The organism is Streptomyces sp. NBC_00335 (assembly GCF_036127095.1).
Taxonomy (GTDB): Bacteria; Actinomycetota; Actinomycetes; order Streptomycetales; family Streptomycetaceae; genus Streptomyces.
The window spans coordinates 2,620,636-2,644,342 of record NZ_CP108006.1 but is presented as its reverse complement, the minus strand read 5'-3'; the positions used below and the strand labels follow the sequence as shown (position 1 = coordinate 2,644,342).

Here is a 23,707-nt window from a genome sequence, read left to right as displayed (position 1 = left end):
CGGGGTGCGCCGTGCGCTGTACCCGAGGAGCCCTTCCCACTCCTGCCCGGCCCAACCCGGGTGTTCGGTTAACTACTCGTATGTAGTGGAACGCCTGCCCGGCCGCCGCGGCCCGACACCTGCCGATGCTCCGTCAACTCGGATAGGACTAACGGATGTCAACCTCTCCGCTCTTCCGCTACACGGGCCCGCCCGAACTGGCCGAGACCGTACGGCCCGAAGCGCGCGGGCGGGCCGTCCGCACGGCGGCGGACCTGGAGGGCGACCCGGGCGAGCCGCACACCTACGTGGTGGACGCCCCGGGCCTGCTGCGGATCGCCCCGCGCCGCAGCGAGCACGTCGCGTGCGCGGGCGGCGCCCCCGTCCGGGCGGCGGGCGAGATCAGCTTCGCGCGGGATCCGGCGACCGGCTGGAGCGCCGTGGAGGTGAGCAACCTGTCCACCGGCTACTGCCCCGACCTGACGGCCTGGCCGGCCGTCGCCGCGGCCCTGGACCGGGCGGGCATCCGCCACCCGGCGGCCTTCACCCACGCCGTGGTCTTCCGCCGGTGCACCTCCTGCGGCGCGTGCAACGTGGTCCGCGACGACTGGTTCGTGTGCGTCTTCTGCGACGGCGAACTCCCGCCGCAATGGAACGTGGACGCGGGGCCGGGCTCCGCGTGACCCCGGGGGTGCCAACGGCTCCGGAGGTGCGCGCAGTCGGTGGAGGCCCGCTGGAGGCGCCATGGTCGGGGGAAGGGGAGGGCGCTAGCCTTCCGAGGGTGACGCTCGCGGTGCACAGCGTGGTGCGGCCGCTCCGATCCGTAATCCCCTGCGAAGGTGGAACGCGTGAAGGCTATCCGTCGATTCACCGTGCGCCCCGTCCTCCCCGAGACCCTCTCGCCGCTCGCCGACCTCGCGCGCAACCTGCGCTGGTCCTGGCACGCCGAGACCCGTGAACTCTTCCAATCCGTCGATCCCGAGGGCTGGCAAGCCGCCGGCGGGGATCCCGTCCGGCTGCTCGGCGCCGTGTCCGCCGCGCGGATCGCCGAGCTCGCCGGGGACCGGCGGTTCCTGAGGCGGCTCGCCGTCGCCGCCGCCGACCTCGATGACTACGTCCACGGCGGGAGGTGGTACCAGAGCCACGAGGCCGCCGCAGACCTGCCCGCCGGCATCGCCTACTTCTCGCCCGAGTTCGGGATCACCGCCGCCCTGCCCCAGTACTCCGGCGGGCTCGGCATCCTCGCCGGGGACCACCTCAAGGCCGCCAGCGACCTCGGCGTCCCCCTCATCGGCGTCGGACTCCTCTACCGGCACGGCTACTTCCGCCAGTCCCTCTCCCGGGACGGCTGGCAGCAGGAGCACTACCCGGTGCTCGACCCCAACGAACTGCCCCTCGCGCTGGTGCGCGAGGAGGACGGGACCCCCGCCCGGGTGTCCCTGAGCCTCCCCGGCGGCCGGGCCCTGCACGCACACGTCTGGCAGGCCCGCGTCGGCCGGGTGCCGCTGCTGCTCCTCGACTCCGACGTCGAGGAGAACGACGCCGTGGCCCGCGAGGTGACCGACCGGCTCTACGGCGGCGGCAGCGACCACCGGCTGCTCCAGGAGATGCTCCTCGGCATCGGCGGGGTCCGGGCGGTGCGCGCCTACTGCCGGATCACCGGCCATCCCGACCCCGAGGTCTTCCACACCAACGAGGGCCACGCCGGGTTCCTGGGACTGGAGCGCATAAGGGAACTGGAGGGAGCGCAGGGACTCGGCTTCGACGCCGCCGTCGAAGCCGTCCGGGCCGGCACCGTGTTCACCACGCACACCCCCGTCCCCGCCGGCATCGACCGCTTCGACCGGGCCCTGGTCGCCCGCCACTTCGGCGAGGGCGGCGAACTGGCCGGCGTACCCGTCGACCGGATCCTGGCCCTCGGCGCCGAGACCTACCCCGGCGGCGACCCGGGGGTGTTCAACATGGCGGTGATGGGCCTGCGCCTCGCCCAGCGGGCCAACGGGGTCTCCACCCTGCACGGCGCCGTCAGCCGCGAGATGTTCGCCGGGCTGTGGCCGGGCTTCGACCCCGCCGACGTGCCCATCACCTCGGTGACCAACGGCGTGCACGCCCCGACCTGGGTGGCGCCCGAGGTCGTCAAGCTCGGCGCCAAGCAGATCGGCGCCGGCCGCACCGAGGACGCGCTCTCCGTCGGCGGCTCGCAGCGCTGGGACGCCGTCGCCGACATCCCCGACCAGGACGTCTGGGACCTGCGCCGGGTGCTCCGGGAACAGCTCGTCCAAGAGGTACGGGACCGCCTGCGCGCCTCCTGGCGCCAGCGCGGGGCCGCCGCCGCCGAGCTCGGCTGGGTGGACTCCGTACTCGACCCCGACGTGCTGACCATCGGGTTCGCCCGCCGGGTGCCGTCCTACAAGCGGCTCACGCTGATGCTGCGCGACCCCGACCGGCTGCGCCGCCTGCTGCTGGACCCCGACCGGCCCGTGCAGATCGTGGTCGCGGGCAAGGCGCACCCGGCCGACGACGGCGGGAAGCGGCTCGTCCAGGAACTGGTGAGGTTCGCGGACGACCCCCGCGTGCGCCACCGGATCGTGTTCCTGCCCGACTACGGCATGGCCATGGCCCAGAAGCTCTACCCGGGCTGCGACGTCTGGCTGAACAACCCGCTGCGCCCGCTGGAGGCCTGCGGCACCAGCGGGATGAAGGCGGCGCTCAACGGCTGCCTCAACCTGTCCGTCCTGGACGGCTGGTGGGACGAATGGTTCGAGCCGGACTTCGGCTGGGCCATCCCGACCGCCGACGGACTCGGCGCGGACGAGGACCGCCGCGACGACCTGGAGGCGAACGCCCTCTACGACCTGATCGAGGGCCGGGTCGCACCCCGGTTCTACGACCGGGCCGGACAGGCCGGACTCCCGGTGCGGTGGATCGAGATGGTCCGTCGCACCCTCGTCTCCCTGGGGCCCAAGGTGCTCGCGGGGCGCATGGTGCGGGAGTACGTGGAGCGGCTCTACGCACCGGCCGCGCTCTCCCACCGCGCCCTGACCGCGGACCCGGCGCGGGACCTCGCCTGGTGGAAGGGGCGGGTCCGCGCGGCCTGGCCGCAGGTCACCGTCGAGCACGTGGAGGCCCTGACCGCGGGCCCGGTCGGCGGCACCGCCGAACTCGGGGCCACCCTCACCCTGCGCGTGCAGGTCTCCCTCGACGCCCTGGCCCCCGAGGACGTGGAGGTACAGGCCGTCGCGGGCCGGGTCGACGCGCAGGACGTGATCCAGGGCGGGCGGGCCTTCCCGCTCAAGCCCGCCGGCGGACCCGACCTGGAGGGCCGCTGGCTGTACGAGGGCCCGCTCGCCCTCGACCGTACGGGACCCTTCGGCTACACCGTACGGATCATGCCGGCGCACCCGCTGCTGGCGACCCCGGCCGAACTGGGCCTGGTCGCGGGCCCCGCCACGGGCACCGGCACGGACCCGGACGCGGGAAGCGGCGTCGTGCTGCGCTGACGGCCCCGGCCGTTCGGGGCCAGAGCTCAGGGGGCGGGCGGCGGGTCCACCAGCCGCCCGTCCTCCACCAGCATCCCGGCCCGCTTGATGCTGCGCAGGGCCGGGATCACCTCCACCTGCCCCACCCCGTCCACCGCGCCGATCCGCTCGGTCAGGTACGTGTACAGCGCGTCCGTGTCCCGGCACACCACCACCGCCATCAGCGAGGCGGCCCCGGTCACCGCCGCCGCGAAGGCCACCTCGCGGTGGCCCGCCAGCGCCGCCCCCACCTGCGCCAGCCGGGCGGGCGGAACGGTCAGCACGATCGTCGCCTCCGCCTCGTAGCCGAAGAGCGCCGGGACGAACTCCACGTCGAAGAAGACCGCCCCCACCTCGCGGAGCCGCTCCAGCCTGCGCCGCGCGGTGGACTCCGACAGACCGCCGGCACGCGCCAGTTCCGGGTACCCGGCGCGGCCGTCCCGGCCCAGCACCGCGAGCAGGGCCAGCTCCGCCTCGTCGAGCGCGTACCGCTGCGGACCCGGTTCCACGGCGGGCCGTTCCAGGGCCGCGGTCTGGTCGGGGCGCAGTACGTCCAGGCCCACCCAGGCGTCGGGCCCGCCGAAGAACTTCCGCAGGATGGTGTGGGCGCTCACCGCGGTCACCCTGCGGGTCCGCGGCAGCTTCTCCAGCAGCAGGGCGTCCCGGTCCTGGCGGGTGCGGGCCCGGGTCATGCAATGGATCTCGGTACCGCCCGAGCCCAGGGTCACCCACGCGATGTCCGGGCGGCGGGCGAGCGCCTCGGCCACCGGGAGCGCGGCGTCGGGGGCGCACTGCACCCGGAGCCAGGACTCGAACAGCCCGACCCGGCTGCCCAGCGGCAGCCCGACGACCCGGATCAGCCCGGAGGTCCGCAGCCGCCGGTAGCGCCGTACGACGGTCTGGTCGGAGACCTCCAGCACCTCGGCCAGCCGGCTGAAGGGGGCCCGGCCGTCGATGGTGAGGGCCTGGACCAGGGACCGGTCGAGCGGATCCAGCTCCGATTCGTTCACGGTTTCCATCATCACAGACCCGGCTGTGGGTGAAATCCGCCGGCAAGGGGGTGCTGGGTGGGGGTGGGCCGCGGTGGGCTGGAACCTTGTGGGAGGCGGAAGCCGCGCCCCGCCGGACCCCGGCGGCCCCCGGTCCCCCCGCCCGGTTCCGCACCACCCCTGCCTTCGGACATCCCAGGAGTACCCCCATGCGCAAATGGCTGCCGTTGACGGCGGTGTGTCTCGGAGCCTTCATGCTCCTGGTCGACGTCACGATCGTGACCGTCGCCCTGCCCGACATGGCCGCCGACATGAGCACGGGCTTCTCCGGCCTCCAGTGGGTCATGGACGTCTACGCCCTCGCCCTGGCCGCCCTGCTGCTCGGCGCCGGATCGCTCGCCGACCGGATCGGCCGGCGCCGCGTCTACCTCGGGGGGCTCGCGCTCTTCGCCGTCGCCTCCCTCGCCTGCGGACTGGCCCAGGGCCCGGCCGCGCTCATCGCCTTCCGCGCCGTCCAGGGCATCGGCGGCGCCGCGATGTTCGCCACCACCATGGCCCTGCTCTCCTCCGCCTACCAGGGCCGCGACCGGGGCGTCGCCTTCGGCGTCTGGGGCGCCGTCAACGGAGCGGCCGCCGCGGCCGGTCCGATCCTCGGCGGGCTGCTCACCGAGCAGTTCGGCTGGCGCTGGATCTTCTTCGTCAACCTCCCGGTCTGCGCCCTCGCCGTGTACGTCACCCTCAAGGCCGTCACCGAATCCCGCGATCCGCACGCCAAGGGCCTGGACCTGCCCGGGATGGCCACCTTCACCGCCGGCGCCGCGGCCGTCACCTACGCCCTGATCCGCGGCGGCGAGAGCGGCTGGACCTCCGCCGGCACCCTCGGCCTGTTCGCCCTGGGTGCGGCCTCCTTCGCCGCCTTCGTCCTCGTCGAACTGCGCGGCTCCCGGCCGATGCTGGACCTCTCGCTCTTCCGCAGCCCGGTCTTCGCCGCCGTGATGACCGCCTCGCTGCTGATGTCCGGCGCCGCCTTCGGGTACCTGATGTACGTCTCCCTGTGGCTCCAGAGCGCCGAGGGCATGGGCCCGGTCGGCGCGGGACTGGCCCTGCTGCCGATGAGCCTGGCCGCCTTCCCCGTCTCCGCGGCCTCCGGCAAGCTCCTGCACGGGGCCTCTCCCCGGATCACCATCGGCGGCGGGCTGTTCCTCATCGCGGCCGGGGCGCTGCTCCAGGGCTGGATGCTGGACGCGGGCGACGGCTGGACGGCGCTGGTCCCGGGCCTGGCCGTCACCGGCCTGGGCGTCGGACTGATCTCCCCGGCGCTGGCCGCCGCCGCGATGGGGGCGGTGCCCCCGGCCCGGGCGGGCATGGCGGGCGGGGCGCTGAACACCGCGCGACAGCTGGGCATGGCCCTGGGCATCGCGGTGCTCGGCGCGGTCTTCCACGCCGGGCTGGCCGACGGCCTCGCCGGCTCCGGGCAGCCGCACGGCACGGCCGCGGCGCTGGCCGGGGGCGGGGCGGCGCGGCTGCTGGACACGGTCCCGGGGGCCGGGCCGTGGGTCGAGGCGGCCTTCGCGAACGGGCTGCGCGACACCTTCTGGGCCTCGGGGGCGATGGGCCTCGCGGGGGCGCTGATCCTGGTGGTGCTGGTCCGCCGGCCGGCTGCCGGCACCACTGCCCCTGCCGCCGCGGCCCCGGTGCCGGTGCCGGCCCCGGTCCCGGTGCCCGGTCAGGCCTCCGATCCGGCGGAGCGGGCCGCGGTCTGAGCCGCCCGGGCGGGCGTACGGGGCTGCGCGCGAAGGCCCGTACACCCGCCCCGCCGGCCAGGGGACCGTGAGGGTGAACCTTCGAACGTACTGCCATGCCGAATCGTTTCTGCGTGCGCGTGTGCTCCTACGCTGCCCGCGGATGCCCACCGCACCAGGCATTCGAGGAACCCGAGGAACCCGAGGAACGGACTCCCCAATGCGTCTTCGCACCACCGCCACCGCACTCGTAGGCGCTCTCGCGCTGGTCCTGCCGACCGCCGGGCTGTCGTACGCGAACGACCACGACGACCGCGAGTACCTCGGCACGCTGCACTACCGGTACAGCGACGACGGTGACACGCGGCACGGCCGCATCGAGCCCGCCGACAACGACACCTGCTACCAGCTGACGAACGCCTCCCGGAACCACCCGGCCTTCTGGGTGCGCAACGACACGGACTCGCTGGCGGTGCTGTTCGAGGACCGCTCCTGCGGCGGCCGCGCCGTGGAGACGCTGGAGCCGGGCGAGCGGGCCGACGACCTGGAGGTCCGCTCGGTCTTCTTCAAGCCGACCGACGAAGAGGACCACCACGGCCGCCACGATGGACGGCACGACGGACGCGACGACTGGGACGGCGACGAGGACCGCAGCATCGGCGGGCGCGCCGCCGGAGCGGACGTCTCCACGCCGGACATCCTCGACCGGGTCTTCCGCTCCATCGGCTGATCCATGGCAACAGCTGATCCACGGCGACAGCTGATCCACGGCGACAGCTGATCCGCCGCGCCGGCTGCGCCGCGGCCGCCGAGCCGGAAGGGCCCGGCACCCCGCTCGGGGGTGCCGGGCCCTTCTCGCGCCGTGTTCCCAGGCTTCCTCAGCCGGCCGTAGGCCGGTCCGCGCCCGCCGCGAGCCAGTGCACCACGTCCGCGGCCGTGTAGGGCTCGGCGTTCGGGGCGAGCTTCGGGAGGAAGGACAGGTCCTTGCCGATCGTCACCAGCGGGGGCTCCACCCGGCCGTGCGGCCGCCGCTGGGCCAGTCCGATCGTCGCCAGCAGGCCGTTGCACAGGCACTGGCGGCCCTTGGTGTCGGCGGCATCGCCGCCCTTGCGGACGTACGCGGCCACCGGCTCGGCCGCGCACCGGTAGACCAGACCGCGCGGACCCCGTACGGGGGTGCGCAGGAACCCGAGGTCGCAGACCCGGCGCCGGGCTTCGGACACCTCCGGCTCGGAGACCGTCCCCGGCAGGTCCGCCACCTTGAACGGGAAGGACGTCGGCGAGGCCTCGGGGTCGTTGCGCACCGAAAGGGTGCCGGTGTGGGCCCGGCCCAGCAGCTCCTCGCGCAGGTGACGGGCCATCCCCGACTCCTCGCACAGGGCGAACGCGCTGCCGATCTGGACCCCGGCCGCGCCCTCGGCGAGCGCCCCGGCCACGGCCTCGGGGCTGGCCTGGCCGCCGGCGAGCCAGAACGGCAGCCCGAGCGCCGCCATCTTGGCGAGGTCGGGGCTGTCGCGCGGGCCGTAGACCGGCTCGCCGTCCTCGTCGAGCTTCATCGGCCCGCGCGGCGGGGCGCTGTGGCCGCCGGCCTGGCTGGTCTCGATCACGAAGCCGTCGGGGCGGGTGATCTCGTCCCGGGCCAGGTAGGTGGCCAGGACCGGGAGCGAGACGATGGCCAGCACGCGGGGGCGGCGCAGCGGGCCGGGCAGGTGGCCGGCGAGCAGGGCCGCGGGGTCGAAGAGGTGCTCCAGGGGCTCCTCGTCGCCCTCCACATGGATCTTGCTCACGCAGCGTTCGTAGCGCGCCAGCCTTGAGGCGAGGGCAGGGATCTGACCGGGGACTCCCGCGCCCACGAGCACGTAGTCGACGCCTGCCAGGATCGCGCCGAACATTGCGGGGGCCGTGGCGAGCTGGATCTTCTCCAGGTAGTTGATGCCGATGACACCGTCATGTCCCTCCTTGGCGAGCCAGACCTCGACGAAGTTGCCGAGGACGGTGAGGATCTCGGCCTGCGACCCGCCCGTGGCCCGCAGTCGCGGGGTGGTGCGCATCGCCACGCCGTCCGCGAGGCCTTCCTCGCGGAAGTAGAGGTCGAGGGCGGACTGGGCCAGTTCCGGCAGCGGGAAGGCCGCCAGGGCCCGGCGGGCGTGGCCGCCGGGGTCGCCGGTCTGCAGCACGCGGGCCAGTACGACGTCCAGGGCCGTCCCGGAGACCACGCCCAGCTGGCCCTCGCCGGAGACGGCCTTGGCCAGCCGCCAGCCGGAGACGCCGACGCCCATGCCGCCCTGGATCAGCCAGGGGTGCTGCGCGGCGGGGGCTGTCGTGGGGGTCTGCGGCATGGGTCACGTCCTCGGATCACCCGAACCTACGGTTCCGTAGGTTCGCTGATTTCCACTATGACGCCGGCCCGGCCGGCCGGCGGGCGCCGAAGGTCCTGGCCCTGGGGGTACGTGGACCCCGGTGGCCGGGGCCAATGGAACAGGGCCGCCCGGGGAGGTCTTCTCCCGGGCGGCCCCGTGGTCTAGCGGTTCAGCTCTGGTTCACGCACGGCCCCGGTGGGGGTCAGAAGGTGAGCTTCCAGCTGTCGATCTTGCCGGTGTCGAGGTTCGCGTTGTCGTTGACACGCAGCTTCCAGACGCCCTGGGCCACCTCGGAGGAGGCGTTGACCGTGACGGCCTTGATGATGTTGTCCGCACTGCCGCCACTGCGGTTGTGCAGGTTGTACAGGGTGCCGTCGGGGGCGACGAGGTCGACCTTCAGGTCACCGATGTAGGTGTGGAGGATGTTGAGGTCCACCTTGAGGGTGGTCGGAGCGTTGCCCGTGCGGTTCACGGTGATCGGGGAGTCGACCGTCGCGTTGTCGGCGATCGCGTAGTCGGTGGTGTTCTCGAAGACGTTCGGCTGTGTGGTGCCGACCGTCCAGGTGAACGCCGCCGTCCCGGTCTGGTTCGCCGAGTCCTTCACCGTGACGGTCACGTTGGACGTGCCGGCGGTGGAGGCCGTACCGGAGATCAGGCCGTTGGAGGAGTTGATCGACAGACCGGCCGGCAGGCCGGTCGCCGTGTAGGTCAGCGCACCGGGGTTGGTGCTGGTGGCCTGGATCTGCAGGCTGACGGCGCTGCCCGTGACGGTGTTCTGGTTGCCCGGGCTGGTGACCGAGACGCCGTTCTGGGGGCGGGCGCCGACGTTGATGGCGGCCCAGGCGTGAGCGGCGTTGGTGTACGTCGCCGAACCGGCGCCGTACAGGTCGGCAGCGGCCTGCAGGGTGGCGGTACGGGCGGCCGCGTAGTTGGTGTTCGACCTGAACAGACCGGTGGTCAGGGCGCGGAACCAGATCTTGGACGCGGCGTCACGGCCGATCGCGGTGACCGGCAGGCCGTCGGAGGTCGGCGAGTCGTAGCTCACGCCGTTGACGACCTTGGCGCCCGAGCCCTCGGAGGCCAGGTAGTACCAGTGGTTGGCCGGGCCCGAGGAGTAGTGGACGTCGATCGAGCCGATGCCCGAGTACCACGCGTCCTTCGACGAGCCGTCCTTGCTCGGCTTGTCCATGTAGCGCAGCGGGGTGCCGTTGCCGCGGATGTCGATCTTCTCGCCGACGAGGTAGTCGCCGACGTCCTGCGGGTTGTTGGCGTAGAACTCGACCGCCGCCGCGAAGATGTCGGAGGTGGCCTCGTTCAGACCGCCCGGCTCACCGCTGTACGTCATGTTGCCGGTGACCGAGGTCAGGCCGTGCGTCATCTCGTGCGCTGCCACGTCGGTGGAGGTGAGCGGCTTGGCATTGCCGTCACCGTCGCCGTACGTCATGCAGAAGCAGGAGTCGTCCCAGAAGGCGTTCACGTAGTTGTTGCCGTAGTGGACCCGGCTGTACGGGGAGACCCCGTCGTTGCGCAGGCCGTTGCGGCCGTGGACGTTCTTGTAGTAGTCCCACGTCACCTGCGCGCCGTAGTGGGCGTCGGCGGCGGCCGTCTCCAGGTTGGCCGGCAGGTTGTTGCCCCAGACGTCGTCCGTCCCGGAGAACAGGGTGCCGGTGCCGGAGGTGGCCCGGTTCAGGTTGTTGGTCTTGTGGCCGCCGCGCGAGGCGTCGGTCAGCGTGTAGTTGCTGCCCGACTGCGCGGTCCCGATGGTCACCTGGCCGCTGTACATGGTGTTGCCGGTGCCGGTCTCGATGCCCTGCCACTCGGTGATCTTCGCGCCGGTCTTGGCGTTGGTCACCACGTGCAGCTCGCTGGGCGTGCCGTCGTGCTGCAGGCCGCCGACGACGGTCTCGAAGGCGAGGACCGGAGCGCCCTCGGCCGCCCAGATCACCTTGCGGGCGCCCTTGGTGGCCTTGGCGTCCTTGGCACCCTCGGCCTTGGCGGCGGAGAGCGCCTGGCCCTCCGCGGCGGAGACCGCGACCGTGGCGGTGGTGTCCACCTTCAGGTCGTGGTTGGTGGCCTTGGTGACGCTCTTGGTGACGCCGCCCTTTGCGTGGATGGTCAGGTCACCGCCGAGCACCGGTATGCCGTTGTAGGTGCGCTCGTAGGTGGTGTGGGTGGTGCCGTCCACGTCCTTGACCACGTCGCGGACGACGAGCTTCTCGCCGCTGCCGAGGCTGAGCGCCTTGGCGGCCTGCGCGGTGGTGGAGTTGGCCTCGGCCAGGAGCGTCGCACGCTCCGAAGCGCTGAGTTTGAGATTGGCCGCGCCCGGGTTGGCCTGGGCGACCGATCCGACCTGCGACGCGGTGGCGTCGGCGTTGGCGGATCCGGTCTGGATGCCTACGGCGAGGAGAGCGGCCGCGGCAACAAGCGCGCCGGCCGTGGTGGCACGCCGCTGGGGGGTGGGACTCAACGCAGACTCCTTCTGCAAGGGGGGTTCCGGATGGCTGGGTGGGCCTCCGGGCAGATCGGGCTGGTGCGAAGAACGGTCGAAGAGTGCCACTTGAGCGACGTGATGTCAGGGCCGCGTCAAAAGGTTGGCCGGAAATCGTTCGTTGTCCGAAGAGACGTATCCGGTATGCGGAACATTCACTTTGGAATGAGAAAGAGGGGTCCCAGGGCCGGAATCCGGGCCACCGGCGTCTAACGCTTGGGCAACAAGACGCCCGGTTCGTGGAAACGGCATTTACCGTACGGGTGTTTGTCGTACTGTTTCCCGGTGCGTCTGATGTCCACTGCCTGGGGAAGCCGGGGACCGGCGCCACCGTCATAGACCACGTGCCAGGGGGGCCCATGAGGCATGTCCATATACCTGTGCAAAGAGTGGCCGGAGCGGCCCGGGCAGCGGCGATGCCGGCCCGGGGCCTCGGCGACAAGGCCCGTTGGTACCTGCCCGCAGCGGTCGCCGCGGACCTGATCGGCGCGGGAGTCCCCGTCGGCCTGGTCTTCGAGGCCGCTCAGCAGGCACGGCCCCTGTTCTGCGCCCTCGGCGCGGCCCTGGCCTGGACCGGCGTGCAGCTGATGCGACGGCGCTACGCGGGCCGCGCGCTCGGCGAATCCCGGGGAGTCCTGCCGGTCGTACACGACTGGCTGATTCTGATCGGCGTACTCGCCGTGGCCCGTGTGATCACCGGTGAGAACACCCCCCGGCTGTCCGCCCTGGGCGCGCTCGTGCCCGCCCTGCTCGTCACCGTCGCCTGCCACAAGCTGACGTACCGCCACCTCTCCGCCGCCCGCCGCGAGGCACAGGCGGTGAGCCGGGTGCTGGTCGTCGGCGAGCCCGATGCCGCGGAGTCCGTCATCGGGCACCTCGCCGCGCGCACCGACCACCCGTACGTGGTGGTCGGCGTGGTCCCGGTGGGCCCCGGCTCGATGGACAACGGGGTGCCCGTGGCCGCGCGGCTCGGCTCCACGACGGCCCAGACGCCGAACGGGGACTCCACCGCCGTGCTCGGCGCCGTCGCCGCCCACCGCGCCGACCTGGTGCTCGTCGCACCGGGGGCCCGGCTCGCCGGGGAACGGCTGCGCCGGATCTCCTGGGCCCTGCACGACGCCGGGCTCGACCTGGCCGTCTTCCCCGGCCTCGTGGAGGTCTCCGTCAAGCGGTTGGAGACCCTGTCCGCGGGCGGCCTGGCCATACTGCGGGTGGCGCCGCCGGTGAGCCGGGGCGTACAGCCCATGCTGAAGTCGGTACTGGACCGGGCCGGCGCGGCGATCGGACTGGTCCTGCTGTCGCCGGCCTTCCTCGCGATGGTCCTGGCGATCCGCTTCGGCTCGCGCGGTCCGGCCTTCTACCGGCAGCGGCGCATAGGCCGCGACGGGGTCCCGTTCGTCATGTGGAAGTTCCGCACGATGGTCGTGGACGCCGACGCGCGCAAGGCCGAGCTGTCGGGGGCCAACGAGAACGACGGCCTGATGTTCAAGATGCGCCGCGACCCCCGGGTGACCCGGGTGGGCCGGCTGCTGCGCCGCACGTCCATGGACGAACTGCCGCAGCTGATCAACGTGGTGGCGGGCAACATGTCACTGGTCGGCCCGCGCCCCCCGCTGCCGGAGGAAGTGGCCGAGTATGACGAGGTCGAACTGCGCCGGCTCGCGGTGCGGCCCGGGATGACCGGGCTGTGGCAGATCAGCGGGCGCTCCGACCTCTCGTGGGACGAAACCATCCAGCTCGACCTGCAGTACGTGGACAACTGGTCGTTCACCAGTGACGTCGACGTCATGGGCCGCACGCTCCGCGCCGTGGTCGACGGTCGCGGAGCGTACTGAGGCACCGGGGAACCTCGCTTTGGGATCAGCTCTGCCCGCGGGTCTGCTCGCCGCCCTGCGCACCGCTCTGCTCGCGCCACCAGGCGTACGTGGAGGCGATGCCCTCGCGCAGCGGGACCGCGGGCTTCCAGCCGAGCCCGGTCAGCCGGGTCACGTCCAGCAGCTTGCGGGGCGTGCCGTCGGGCTTGGAGGTGTCCCAGGCGAGCCGGCCGCGGAAGCCGGTCACCTCGGCGACGGTCTCCGCGAGGGCCTTGATGGTCAGGTCCTCGCCGCAGCCGATGTTCACCGGCTCGGCGCCGTCGTACTCGCGCAGCAGCACGGCACAGGCCGCGGCCAGGTCGTCCACGTGCAGGAACTCCCGGCGGGGCGTGCCCGATCCCCACAGCGTGACCTCCTCGCGCCCCTCGGCCGTCGCCTCGTGGAAGCGGCGGATGAGGGCGGGCAGGACGTGCGAGGACTCCAGGTCGAAGTTGTCGCCCGGACCGTAGAGGTTCGTGGGCATGGCGGAGATGTACGAGGCCCCGTACTGCTTGCGGTACGACTGGACCTGGACGATGCCGGCGATCTTCGCCAGGGCGTACGCCTCGTTCGTCGGCTCCAGCGGGCCGGTCAGCAGGGCGTCCTCGCTGATGGGCTGCGGGGCCAGCTTGGGGTAGATGCAGGAGGAGCCGAGGAACAGCAGCCGGCCGACCTCCGCGGCGTGCGCCCCGGCGACGACGCTCAGCTGGATCTTGAGGTTGTCCTCCAGGAACTGCACCGGGAACGTGCTGTTGGCCATGATCCCGCCGACCTTGGCGGCGGCAAGGACCACGGCGTCGGGCCGGACGTCCCGCAGGTACGCCGCGGTCGCGGCGGCATCGCGCAGATCGAGGTCGGCGCGGCCGCGGGTGAGCACCTCGTACCCGTCGGCGGTGAGCCGGCGGACGACCGCGGACCCCACGAGGCCGCGGTGGCCGGCGACGAAGACGCGGGCGTTCGGAGGCAGGAACGGCGAACTTGTCATACCGCCGATGATGCCAGTCCGCTGTCCGCGGCTTTACGGGGGAGCCCCGGCCCCGATCCGGTGCTGAACACCCCGGGCCCCGGCCCGGTCCCCGCCCCGCTCCGGCCCCCGGTCCTCAAGCGCCGGACGGCTGGATCGGCTGCGCCGGGAGGTCCCGGTGGGCAGGCGGATTTCGGGTGGCACCGGCCAGTCCGGTACATACCGACCTGCAAGGGGGCGAGGGGGCCCGATCCGGCGGGAGGGGCTCCGGACGGAACGTGTACGGTACCCATCCGGTACCCGTCCCCAGCCCCCTGGGGGCGCGCCCGCGCAGACCCGTACGACGAGGCGTGACCCCGGGCCACATCCGGGGCCGCGCCCCGAGCCACACCCGGGGCCCCGCCCCGAACCGCAGCCCCCGCACTCCGGGGCGCAGCCACGACCGCACCGCAACGATCCCCAGGGGGACCCCATGGGCAAGACCGCGCTGATCACCGGCGTCACCGGGCAGGACGGCTCGTACCTCGCAGAGCTCCTGCTCTCCAAGGGCTACACGGTGCACGGTCTCGTGCGGCGGTCCTCCAGCTTCAACACGGAGCGGATCGACCACATCTACCAGGACCCGCAGACGGCGAACCGTTCCTTCGTGCTGCATCACGCCGACCTCTCCGACGGCGTGGCCCTGGTGAACCTGCTCCGCGAGATACGCCCCGACGAGGTCTACAACCTCGGCGCCCAGTCGCACGTCCGCGTCTCCTTCGACGCCCCGCTCTACACCGGCGACGTGACCGGCCTCGGCGCCCTGCGCCTGCTGGAGGCGATCCGGGCCAGCGGCGTGGACACCCGCATCTACCAGGCCTCCTCCTCGGAGATGTTCGGCGCCACCCCGCCCCCGCAGAACGAGGCCACCCCGTTCCACCCGCGCAGCCCGTACGGCGCCGCGAAGGTGTTCGCGTACTGGACCACGGTGAACTACCGCGAGGCGTACGGGATGTTCGCCGTCAACGGCATCCTCTTCAACCACGAGTCCCCGCGCCGCGGCGAGACCTTCGTGACGCGCAAGATCACCCGCGCGGTCGCCCGGATCAAGGCGGGCCTCCAGGAGAAGCTCTACCTCGGCAACCTCGACGCCGTCCGCGACTGGGGCTACGCCCCGGAGTACGTGGACGCCATGTGGCGGATGCTCCAGCAGGACGAGCCCACCGACTACGTCGTGGCCACCGGCGTCGCCGCCACCGTCCGCGAGTTCGTCGAGGCCTCCTTCACCCACGCCGGTCTCGACTGGAACGAGCACGTGCGCTACGACCCCAAGTACGAGCGCCCCAGCGAGGTCGACGCCCTGATCGGCGACGCCTCCAAGGCCCATGACCTGCTCGGCTGGAAGCCGACGGTCCTGGTGGCCGAACTGGCCAGGATCATGGTGGATTCCGATATCCGGCAGGTCGAGGACCAACTGGCGGGCGCCAGCGTCCGCATCGACCGCTGAGGCCATATATTTCGCCTACGATTTGCCCTGTCCCGGTCGTTCGCGCAGTTGTCGGCGGGTGTGACCGGGGCATAACTGCCGTATGTCCGTAGTGCTCCATCCGTGCCGGACCCGTTGGTTCCAAGTTGGTAGCAATGGGTCGAGCGTGGTGACCAGGCCCTCGCGTGAGCCCTAGTCTGCGCCAGTACATATGGCTGATCTGATACTTGTCGAACCAGCCATTCAAGCCGGGCGATTGCCCTGGGGGGCTCATGCGTAGATCCAGAGGGCTGACTGCTGCCCTCGCCCTGTCACTGGCCGGTGCCGGCACCGCGATAGGCCTGGTGCTGATACCCGAGGCGTCGGCCATCACGCAGCCGGTGGCCTTCACCGCCGACGACCTGCCGACGTGGCAGCCCAACGGCATCGTCTGGGCGATGGCCGAGGCCAACGGCACCGTCTTCGCGGGCGGCACCTTCTCCGCCGTCCGCCCGCCCGCCGGCGCCGCCGGTACGGAACAGGAAGCGGTCAACTTCGTCGCGCTCGACGCGGCGACCGGCGCCCCCACCTCCTGCAAGCTCTCCTTCACCGTCGGAGAGGGCAGCGCGACCGTGCGCGCGCTCACCGTCTCGAAGGACAAGAAGACCCTCTACGCGGGCGGCTACTTCGGTGCCGTCAACGGAACCCCGGTCTCCAGCGTCGCCGCCATCGACATCGCGACCTGCGCCCCCAAGGCCTCCTTCGACCCGAAGTTCCCGGCCACCGTGCGCGCGCTCGCCGTCTCCGACGACACCCTGTACGCGGCGGGAGACTTCAGCACCGTCGAGGATGCGCCCCGCGAGCGGTTCGCCGCGGTCGACGCCACCTCCGGTGCGGTCAAGCCCTTCGTCGCCAACGCCGACGAGCCCGGCCGTGCGCTCCAGCTCAGCAACGACGGCAAGAACATCCTGCTCGGCGGTGACTTCTTCACCGTCAACGGCTCCCAGAGCCACGCGCTCGCCGTCGTCAACGCCACCACCGGCGCCGTCGCCAAGACGTACGGCACCATCCCCTCGATGTCGGTCATCAAGTCCATCGCGGCCGACGCCACGGGCTACTACACCGGCGCCGAGGGCACGGGCGGCTTCGACGGCCGCGTCGCCCTCGCCCCCGACTTCAGCGAGAAGTGGCGCGACCAGTGCCTGGGCGCGACCCAGTGGGTGCTGCCGTACGACGGAGTCCTCTACAGCTCCTCGCACGCGCACAACTGCACCTCCGAGGGCCAGTTCCCCGACGGCAAGCGCCACTTCCTGCTGGCGCAGCTGACCGACTGGGGCAACGGCGGCCTCGACGCCCCCGCGGCCGTGAACGGCTTCGTGCGCAGCCCGGCGAAGCTCGGCTGGCACCCCACCGCCAACGACGGCCTCGGCGAGGGCATCGGCCCGCGCGTGATGGCCGTCGCGGAGAAGAACACCACCAAGTACATGTGGGTCGGCGGTGAGTTCACCCTCATCAACGGCAAGGCCCAGCAGGCACTGACCCGCTTCGCCTCCACCGGCGACGTCGGCGCCCCGACCACCCCGGTCGCCAGCGTCTCCAGCGTCAAGCCCGGCGAGGTCCAGGTCCGCTGGCGCGCCAGCTACGACGCGGACGACAACAAGCTGACCTACCGCATCTACCGCAACGGCTCCGCGACCCCGATCGCCACCGTCAGCGCGAACTCCCTGGAGTGGCTGCGCCAGCAGGCCTCCTGGACGGACGCCACGGTCAAGGCCGGCGCCTCCTACAGCTACCGGGTCACGGCCACCGACGCGGCGGGCAACACCAGCGCCCTGTCGGCCACCGTCTCGGTCGCGGTCCCGACCTCGGTCACCGCGTACCCCCACCAGGTCCGCGAGGACGGCGCCAACCTGTACTGGCGCTACGACGACGTGGTCAGCCCGTACGTGGCCGACTCCTCGGTCTCCGGCAACACCAGTGGCATCCAGCTCAACGCCCCGGCGCTGCGCCAGACCCCCGGAGCGCTCACCGGCGCCAGCACGGCCATGGGCTTCAACGGCACCAGCCAGCAGGTGTACAGCGACCACCGCCAGACGGTCGGCAGCAGCTACACGCTGGAGACCTGGTTCAAGACGAACACCACGCGCGGCGGCAAGCTGATCGGGTTCGGCAACAACCAGGACCGCAACAGCAACAATTACGACAAGAACATCTACATGACCAACACCGGGCGGATCTTCTTCGGGGTCAACCCGGGCTCGGCGAAGACCGTCTCCACCGGTCTGTTCGACACGTTCAACGACAACAAGTGGCACCACGTCGTCGCCACCCAGGGCCCCGCCGGCATGGCGCTGTACGTGGACGGCCAGTCCAAGGGCACCCTCAACGTCACCGGCTCCCAGCAGATCGAGGGCTACTGGCACGTCGGCGGCGACAACCTCGCCGGCTGGGCCTCCCGGCCGACCAGCAACTTCTTCGCCGGCCAGATCGACGAGACGGCCGTCTACCCGAAGGTGCTGACCGAGGCCCAGGTCAAGAACCACTACAACCTGGCGAAGGCCGCCACCGACACCGTCTCCAAGGTCACCGCGACCGAGGACACCTACATCAACCAGGGCGCCCCCAGCACCGCCTACGGCGCGTCCACCTCGCTGGCCGTCCGCGGCACCGCGGCCTACGAGACGTACCTGCGCTTCGACATCCCGGCCGCCCCGGCCGGTACGGTGCTGAAGTCCGCGTCCCTCCAGATCAAGACCACCACCTCGACGAGTGCCGGCACCATCGACACCGTCTCCGTGGTTCCGGTCACCGGTACCTGGAGCGGTGCGGGCACGACCTTCAACACCAAGCCCACCCTGGGCACCACCCCGCTCGGCTCCTTCGCGGGCGTGCCCGAGGGGACGGCGGTGCAGAGCGTCCCGCTGAACACCACCGCGCTCTCCGCGGTGCTGGGATCCAGCTACAGCCTGGGCCTGACGAGCACGGGCGGCGACGCCCTGTGGCTCTGGTCCTCTGAGTCCACGGCCGTGGACGCCAAGCCGCAGCTGACCCTCACCTTCGGCGCGAAGTAACCGCTCGACGGAGTGCGGGGCCCGGCCGTTTCGACGGCCGGGCCCCGCACGCACATCTCATACGTACGGGAGCCACCTGATGTACCGACGCTCCGCGGCGGCCGCTGTCCTGCTGGCCGCCGCCCTGACGCTGACGGCCTGCAGTTCGGGCGGCGACGGCAAGGCCGAAGCCTCGGCCGCCTCGCCCAAGCCGCCGGCCGCCTCGTCGGCCCCCGACCCGGCCGACGCCACGGACACCCCGGCGCCGCTCTCGCCGGACGCGAAGCCGACGGGTCCCGTCCTGCCGGACACCAAGCTCGTCCCGAAGACGGGCAGCTTCACCGCACCCGAGAAGCAGTACCTGAGCGGCAGGGTCCCGGAGAAGATGGACCCGGCGGCCGTCCTGCAGGGCGGCCAGGAGGCCTGCCAGCGGGTGGAGCGCACGGCGAAGCGGGACAAGGACGCGGCGGTCGGCGCCCTCGTGGCCGGGGAGATCCCGGGCGCGAAGGACGCGATCACCTTCCTCTGCCCGGAGCAGAAGCCGGTGCTCGACGCGGCGTCGAAGGGCTTCCCGGACGGTACGAAGGCTTCCCCGGCGGCGGGCACCTACCGCGCGCTGACCCAGAGCACGACCTGCTCCTGGGAGGCCAAGTCCAAGGACGGCGCCGCCCTGGCCTCGGGCCCGCAGGCCCCCCTGAAGCCGGGCGACAAGATCACCGCCAAGATCCCGGCGGGCACGGCCCAGTTCGTCTCCAACGGCTGCTACGCCTGGATCCCGGCGTAAGCGCCCGCACCACGAGAACGCCCCCGCTGCCCGACTCCCGGGCGGCGGGGGCGTTTTCGTTCCCGCATCGGGGGCATCCGACCCTCCACACGACGGGGCTGCACCCCGTCCACGACGGTGGAGGCGAATGCGATGAGGGGCATCAGCGGTTGCATAGGTTTGATCGTGGTGGGGGCCATCCTCACCTTCGCGAGCGACTGGCAGCTGCAGAGCGTGAACCTCGACCTGGTCGGAGTCATCATGATGGTCGCGGGCGCGATCGGCCTCGCGGTCTACGCGAGCGTCCTCAAGCGCCGCCGCGTCGGCGCCCTCCCGGTGGTCGACGAGACCCGCCGCGGGCTCTGAGGCGCAGGCACCTCCTAGGCCCGGTAGGGCGCCAGCAGCTCCTGTGCGTAGGCGTCCTCCGGGGCGAAGTCCCTGACCGCCCGGGAGGCTTCAGGGGCTCGCCCCGTCTCGCACAAGAGCTCCACGAGGTGGTACAGGGCGCCACGGTCGCCACCTCCGGCACGCTCCGACAGCGCCTCGGCCATCCTTCTGTCGCGAAGCGACTTGTTCAGCCTTCGGCGTGCGTGCACATCGGTGAGTGCGAGGTCCGCGAGCTCGGTGAACCGCCCCGCGCGGACGAGCAGATCCATGTGCCACAAGTGGTGGGCGTGCGCGGAGGAATCGGTGGAGTAGCACTCGGCGTGAACGGGGACCATCCCGATCGCCGCGTCCCAGTCCCCGCGCCGCTCCGCTGCCAGGGCCTGCTCGTACCACGTCATGGGACGACCATCGCGGAGAGGACCCCGGGACCACACCGTGGGGTGGTCCCGGGGACCGGCGGCTCCTGGCGGAGCTTTCCGCAGGGCCGCGGGCGTGTCATCGGCGCAGGGCGCCCTCGTACACCGGCAGCAGGGTGTCCAGGACCGCGTCCATCGAGAAGGCGGACGAGGCCAGTTCGCGGGCGGCCTTCGAGGCCGTGGCGTTCCCGGCCGGGTCCAGGAGGGACAGGATCGCTTCCGCGACCCCCGCCGGGCCGGGTTCGACCGCGGCGCCGGCGCCCGCGCGGGCGATGTCGCGGGCCAGGCCGTTGGAGTGCGTGACCACCGACGGGACGCCCACCGACAGGGCTTCCAGGACCGACATCGGGAACGGTTCGTCCACCGAGGGCAGTACGTAGACGTGCGCGCGGCGCAGCTCCGTCAGGACCTCCGTGCCGGTCAGGGCGCCCGGGACCGTGAAGCGGGAGGAGAGGCCCAGGGCGGTGATCCGGGCGCGGACCGCCGCGAGTTCGCCCTCGTCCGGGCCCGCCACCACGAACTGCGCGTCCGGGTGCGCCGCCAGGACGGCCGGGGCGGCGTCCACGAAGTCCACCGGGCGCTTGCGGGCCTGCAGGCGGGCCGAGTAGAGGATGCGCGGGGGCCCGGACAGGGTGGGGCGCTCATCCTGGGCCGGGGTGCCGTTGACGAGGCGGACGGTGTTCGGGAGCGGCGCCCCGACCACCGCGTCGAGGCCCTCGCGCTCGTGCGGGGTGAGGTGGAGCAGTGCGTCGGCGCCGCGCAGCAGGCGGCGCACCGCCAGCGCGTCCAGCACCTTGGCCAGCAGTTTCCCGCTCGGGTCGACCATGCCGTGGGTCTGCAGGACCAGCGGCTTGCCGGCCCGCAGCGCCGCCAGGGCGACGGGCAGGGTGACCAGGTCCCGGGCCAGGTGGACGTGGACCAGGTCCGCGCCCCGCACCAGACGGCCCGCGGAGGCGAGCAGGGCCGGCGAGGTCATCCCGCTGAAGCCGAGGGGGAGCAGGCGCCGGGCGGGGAAGAGCTTGGCCGGGACCCCTTCCACCGAGGTCGGCCAGGGGTCCGGGAAGCCCTCGCCCAGCGCCAGCAGGTTCGCCTCGTGCCCACGGGCCCGCAGCCCCTTGGCCAGGTTCAGCGCGACCCGCACGGGTCCGCCGAAGGCGTGCGTGGGGGAGTGCAGGGTGACGGCGTGCAGGACTCTCATACGGGCTCCTCCACCGGGCGGCGGTGCCCGTCCTGGGTCTGCAGGGTCAGCGCGGGGAGGTCCTTGTGGACCACGGACCCGGCGCCCGCCACCGCGCACCGGCCGATGGTCACACCGGCCAGCACGGTGGCCCGTACGGCCACCCACGCGCCCTCCTCGACGGTGATCGGGGCGTTGCGGTAACGGAAGTCGGCGGCCCGGTGGTCGTGCGAGCCGGTGCACAGCAGCGCCTCCTGCGAAACGCAGGCGTGCGCGCCGATCGTCACCGGCTCCAGGTTCAGCACCCAGGCACCCTCGCCGATCCACGCGTGGTCGCCCACGGTCAGCTTCCAGGGCCACAGCACCCGCACCCGGTGGCGTATCAGCACGCCGTCGCCTATCTGCGCCCCGAAGGCACGCAGCAGCGCGACCCGCAGCCGGGCCGGGCACAGCCAGCTCATGAAGAGCGTGTTCATCACGGCGAACCAGAGCGCCTGCGTCAGCCGCCCGCGCCCCTTGTCGTATCCGGCCAGCGTGAAGGCAGGAAGATCACGCACAGGCACCCCTCGTACTCCGGCCCCCGACGGCGCCTTCGAAGGCGCCTCCCCGGGCGCCGAGCGCTCAGACTAAGACTTGATCCGCAGTTCACCAAAGGGTGAGCTGCGGACTGCACGCGGGGCGGGGACCGGGCTTTCCGGCGTGGCCGCGCAAGCGTGGCTCATCCGGGGTCGCTTGGTTCCGCTGGCCGGCGGTTCGGGGAGCAGAGGTCTCACGGCCTAGCCGTGGGACTGCCACGCGACCCGGCCGCCGGAGCGGTTTCGGGCTCGGTGTGGTTGACTCCCGCAGCGCTTCTTCCAGCGCTTGCGCATAGGTGATCTGAACGTGCTGGGACACGGCGGTGTCCAGGTAAGCGGTCTTGGGGTCGGCAATGTCAGTGAAGCGGACGAACGCGGCCAGCGCGGCGGAGACCAGATCCCGTTTGCCGGTGAGGCCGCACGCCGTGCACTTGTGCTCGCGGTCCCGCAGGTTCTTGGTGACGCGTGCGCCGCACAGGCAGTGCTGCGACAGGGCCGTCGACCAGGTGGAGGCCCGGACCAGGCGACCGCCGGCGGCCTCGCACTCGGCCTTGAGGGCAGAGATGAGCATGCCGGGTGTGGTCTGGGAGAGGCGTTTGCCCCAGAGTCGGTACCAGGTGCGGATGTCGCAGTCTTCGACGACGAGTGCGGGGCCGTGGGCGGCGATGATCTCGCGGGCCACCAGACGGGCGCGGTGGCGGCGGTGCTCGGCGACGCCGGCGGCGTGTTCGGCCTGGCGGGCACGCTGCTTGCGGTAGTTGCCGGAGAGTCGGTCACGGCGGAACGCCTGCTTCGGGACCCCGTCGGACCGGGCGGCGCGGGCACCGCCGGGCACGGTCACGGCCTTGGGTCGCAGAGCCTTTTCGGCGCGCCGGGCGGCCTGCTTGGCCTGCTTCTTGGACAGCCCGTACTGCGCGATGTTCGTCGCACGACGGGAGCGCTCCAGCGCCCGCGCTCGGTCCCGCCGCTTCTTCGCCTGCCTTTCCAACAGGACCCGCTCGGATTCGGTGAGCGTGATCTCGGTGGAGAAGGGTCTGCCTCCGGTGAGATCGGCGGGGAAGGAGACGACCGAGAGGTTGGAGACGTTGCCGTCCACTCCGCCGACTCGGTCGAGCCGGGCGGCGCGGTCACGCATGGTCCGCACGCTGGGTGCGGTGTATCCAGGGCCCAGAACCATCAGGTGCGCCTCGTAGACCCAGCCGCCCGGCGCGGACGCCTTCCGGCGGCGTACGAGGTCCACCTTGTGCCAGCGGCCGGGGCTGGAGAGGAAGTGCTGCACCCGAGTCCACTGGCCGGGCTGCTGCGGGATGCGCACGGGAAGTACGAGGTCACCACGGGCGCTTCCGGGTCCTCCGGCGAAGACGACGGCGAGGGGGCCACTGTGGTCCCACCACGTCGTCTTACGGGTGGCGGGCTTGCCCGAGGCGGTGACGATGCCCGTGGGCACGCGGATGTCCGGCACCGTGGGCTTCGGCATCCGGCGCGGCTGCGTCAGCGCGTGCCGGCCGGCGGCGGCGTAGGCCGAGGCATGACCGAGGAGGGTGCCGACCAGGCGGAACGTCTCCCACTTGTTCTCGCTCGTGTGGGAACGGGCACGGCCCGGAATCCGGGTGAAGTCGTGCCGGCGGCCCACCTTCGGGCGGCCGAACCGCTGTCCGGTGGCGTCCGGGAACAGGTGCCGCGAGACGCCGTTCCACACCTCATCCGCCATGTGCATCGCGAGAGCCTTGGATACGTGGTGCTTCAAGTGCCCAGAGTCTTCGAGGTGCTTGTACGCGCACCGCTCCAATGCTTCACGGGACAGGCCGAGGCGCTGCCGTGCGGCCTTCGCCCCGCGCTCCTCGCGCTCGTGGAAAGCGGCCCAGTAGGAATCGACCTTGGCGCGGGCGTCGCGTTGGAGGGCCCGTTTGACCGACCACATCGCCCCGAACAAGTTCTCCAGCCGGGCCAGGTCGCCAGGGTCGGTGACGGCCAGCGGCAGCACCATTACCGACACGGTCCC

The 23,707-nt window shown here is 72.2% G+C and carries 17 protein-coding genes; 9 read left to right on the top strand and 8 right to left on the bottom strand.

What is annotated here, in order from left to right; all coding sequences use genetic code 11:
- Nucleotides 1–155: 155 nt before the first annotated feature.
- Entirely contained in the window at nt 156–662 is a 507-nt protein-coding gene (locus tag OHA37_RS11565) for a hypothetical protein (RefSeq protein WP_266904327.1), read from the top strand.
- 165 nt (nt 663–827) lie between these two features.
- Nucleotides 828–3,479, top strand: coding sequence for an alpha-glucan family phosphorylase (gene glgP / locus OHA37_RS11560; RefSeq protein WP_266904325.1), 2,652 nt, complete (start codon nt 828–830; stop codon nt 3,477–3,479).
- A 26-nt stretch (nt 3,480–3,505) separates the two neighbouring features.
- Here the strand turns inward: glgP and OHA37_RS11555 are convergent, their stop codons facing one another.
- Nucleotides 3,506–4,516 carry an Lrp/AsnC family transcriptional regulator gene (locus OHA37_RS11555; RefSeq protein ID WP_266912692.1) on the bottom strand — a complete coding sequence of 337 codons (1,011 nt, stop codon included), beginning with the start codon at nt 4,514–4,516 and terminating at the stop codon, nt 3,506–3,508.
- 179 nt (nt 4,517–4,695) lie between these two features.
- Here OHA37_RS11555 and OHA37_RS11550 point away from each other — a divergent pair, with 179 nt between their 5' ends.
- Together OHA37_RS11550 and OHA37_RS11545 are read left to right on the top strand one after the other, a co-directional pair.
- A complete protein-coding gene (locus tag OHA37_RS11550; protein ID WP_266904323.1) occupies nt 4,696–6,249 on the top strand; it encodes an MFS transporter in 1,554 nt (517 codons plus the stop codon).
- Between the two features lie 199 nt (nt 6,250–6,448).
- On the top strand, nt 6,449–6,958 hold the full coding sequence (locus tag OHA37_RS11545; protein WP_266904321.1) for a hypothetical protein: 510 nt from the start codon (nt 6,449–6,451) through the stop codon (nt 6,956–6,958).
- 148 nt (nt 6,959–7,106) lie between these two features.
- Here the strand turns inward: OHA37_RS11545 and OHA37_RS11540 are convergent, their stop codons facing one another.
- A complete protein-coding gene (locus tag OHA37_RS11540; protein ID WP_266904319.1) occupies nt 7,107–8,567 on the bottom strand; it encodes a nitronate monooxygenase in 1,461 nt (486 codons plus the stop codon).
- Nucleotides 8,568–8,790: 223 nt separating this feature from the next.
- Nucleotides 8,791–11,055, bottom strand: coding sequence for a M4 family metallopeptidase (locus OHA37_RS11535; protein WP_266904317.1), 2,265 nt, complete (start codon nt 11,053–11,055; stop codon nt 8,791–8,793).
- 380 nt (nt 11,056–11,435) lie between these two features.
- On the opposite strand from OHA37_RS11535, the gene OHA37_RS11530 reads away from it, so the two are divergent.
- On the top strand, nt 11,436–12,911 hold the full coding sequence (locus OHA37_RS11530; protein ID WP_266904315.1) for a sugar transferase: 1,476 nt from the start codon (nt 11,436–11,438) through the stop codon (nt 12,909–12,911).
- A 25-nt stretch (nt 12,912–12,936) separates the two neighbouring features.
- Here the strand turns inward: OHA37_RS11530 and OHA37_RS11525 are convergent, their stop codons facing one another.
- Complete coding sequence (locus tag OHA37_RS11525) at nt 12,937–13,914, bottom strand: GDP-L-fucose synthase family protein (protein WP_266904313.1); 978 nt, start codon at nt 13,912–13,914, stop codon at nt 12,937–12,939.
- A gap of 451 nt (nt 13,915–14,365) precedes the next feature.
- On the opposite strand from OHA37_RS11525, the gene gmd reads away from it, so the two are divergent.
- The 4 genes from gmd to OHA37_RS11505 all read left to right on the top strand — a co-directional run bounded on the left by gmd (nt 14,366) and on the right by OHA37_RS11505 (nt 19,516).
- Nucleotides 14,366–15,379 carry a GDP-mannose 4,6-dehydratase gene (gene gmd, locus OHA37_RS11520; protein ID WP_266904311.1) on the top strand — a complete coding sequence of 338 codons (1,014 nt, stop codon included), beginning with the start codon at nt 14,366–14,368 and terminating at the stop codon, nt 15,377–15,379.
- Between the two features lie 251 nt (nt 15,380–15,630).
- Nucleotides 15,631–18,408: a CBM96 family carbohydrate-binding protein gene (locus OHA37_RS11515; RefSeq protein ID WP_266904309.1), complete on the top strand. Its 2,778-nt coding sequence runs from the start codon at nt 15,631–15,633 to the stop codon at nt 18,406–18,408.
- A gap of 79 nt (nt 18,409–18,487) precedes the next feature.
- Nucleotides 18,488–19,171 (top strand): hypothetical protein, encoded by a 684-nt coding sequence (locus OHA37_RS11510; RefSeq protein WP_266904307.1) that lies wholly within the window; start codon nt 18,488–18,490, stop codon nt 19,169–19,171.
- Nucleotides 19,172–19,303: 132 nt separating this feature from the next.
- Nucleotides 19,304–19,516 carry a hypothetical protein gene (locus OHA37_RS11505; RefSeq protein WP_250744801.1) on the top strand — a complete coding sequence of 71 codons (213 nt, stop codon included), beginning with the start codon at nt 19,304–19,306 and terminating at the stop codon, nt 19,514–19,516.
- Between the two features lie 14 nt (nt 19,517–19,530).
- On the opposite strand, the gene OHA37_RS11500 is transcribed toward OHA37_RS11505, so the two are convergent.
- From OHA37_RS11500 to OHA37_RS11485, 4 genes are all read right to left on the bottom strand, one after another.
- Nucleotides 19,531–19,935 carry a hypothetical protein gene (locus tag OHA37_RS11500; RefSeq protein WP_266904304.1) on the bottom strand — a complete coding sequence of 135 codons (405 nt, stop codon included), beginning with the start codon at nt 19,933–19,935 and terminating at the stop codon, nt 19,531–19,533.
- Between the two features lie 97 nt (nt 19,936–20,032).
- A complete protein-coding gene (locus tag OHA37_RS11495) occupies nt 20,033–21,151 on the bottom strand; it encodes a glycosyltransferase (protein WP_266904302.1) in 1,119 nt (372 codons plus the stop codon).
- Nucleotides 21,148–21,687 carry a WcaF family extracellular polysaccharide biosynthesis acetyltransferase gene (locus OHA37_RS11490; protein ID WP_266904300.1) on the bottom strand — a complete coding sequence of 180 codons (540 nt, stop codon included), beginning with the start codon at nt 21,685–21,687 and terminating at the stop codon, nt 21,148–21,150. Before OHA37_RS11490 ends, OHA37_RS11495 begins: the two co-directional genes overlap by 4 nt.
- Before the next feature lie 88 nt (nt 21,688–21,775).
- On the bottom strand, nt 21,776–23,692 hold the full coding sequence (locus OHA37_RS11485; protein ID WP_266912690.1) for a zinc ribbon domain-containing protein: 1,917 nt from the start codon (nt 23,690–23,692) through the stop codon (nt 21,776–21,778).
- Nucleotides 23,693–23,707 lie beyond the last annotated feature (15 nt).

What these genes read in the sequence shown, in the direction of transcription:
- OHA37_RS11550 (WP_266904323.1), top strand. Translation starts at nt 4,696, where the DNA reads ATGCGCAAATGGCTGCCGTTGACGGCGGTGTGTCTCGGAGCCTTCATG.
- OHA37_RS11555 (WP_266912692.1), bottom strand. Translation starts at nt 4,516, where the DNA reads ATGGAAACCGTGAACGAATCGGAGCTGGATCCGCTCGACCGGTCCCTG.
- OHA37_RS11500 (WP_266904304.1), bottom strand. Translation starts at nt 19,935, where the DNA reads ATGACGTGGTACGAGCAGGCCCTGGCAGCGGAGCGGCGCGGGGACTGG.
- OHA37_RS11525 (WP_266904313.1), bottom strand. Translation starts at nt 13,914, where the DNA reads ATGACAAGTTCGCCGTTCCTGCCTCCGAACGCCCGCGTCTTCGTCGCC.
- OHA37_RS11505 (WP_250744801.1), top strand. Translation starts at nt 19,304, where the DNA reads ATGAGGGGCATCAGCGGTTGCATAGGTTTGATCGTGGTGGGGGCCATC.
- OHA37_RS11510 (WP_266904307.1), top strand. Translation starts at nt 18,488, where the DNA reads ATGTACCGACGCTCCGCGGCGGCCGCTGTCCTGCTGGCCGCCGCCCTG.
- OHA37_RS11495 (WP_266904302.1), bottom strand. Translation starts at nt 21,151, where the DNA reads ATGAGAGTCCTGCACGCCGTCACCCTGCACTCCCCCACGCACGCCTTC.
- OHA37_RS11530 (WP_266904315.1), top strand. Translation starts at nt 11,436, where the DNA reads ATGAGGCATGTCCATATACCTGTGCAAAGAGTGGCCGGAGCGGCCCGG.
- OHA37_RS11540 (WP_266904319.1), bottom strand. Translation starts at nt 8,567, where the DNA reads ATGCCGCAGACCCCCACGACAGCCCCCGCCGCGCAGCACCCCTGGCTG.
- OHA37_RS11485 (WP_266912690.1), bottom strand. Translation starts at nt 23,692, where the DNA reads ATGGTGCTGCCGCTGGCCGTCACCGACCCTGGCGACCTGGCCCGGCTG.
- gmd (WP_266904311.1), top strand. Translation starts at nt 14,366, where the DNA reads ATGGGCAAGACCGCGCTGATCACCGGCGTCACCGGGCAGGACGGCTCG.
- OHA37_RS11565 (WP_266904327.1), top strand. Translation starts at nt 156, where the DNA reads ATGTCAACCTCTCCGCTCTTCCGCTACACGGGCCCGCCCGAACTGGCC.
- OHA37_RS11545 (WP_266904321.1), top strand. Translation starts at nt 6,449, where the DNA reads ATGCGTCTTCGCACCACCGCCACCGCACTCGTAGGCGCTCTCGCGCTG.
- OHA37_RS11515 (WP_266904309.1), top strand. Translation starts at nt 15,631, where the DNA reads ATGCGTAGATCCAGAGGGCTGACTGCTGCCCTCGCCCTGTCACTGGCC.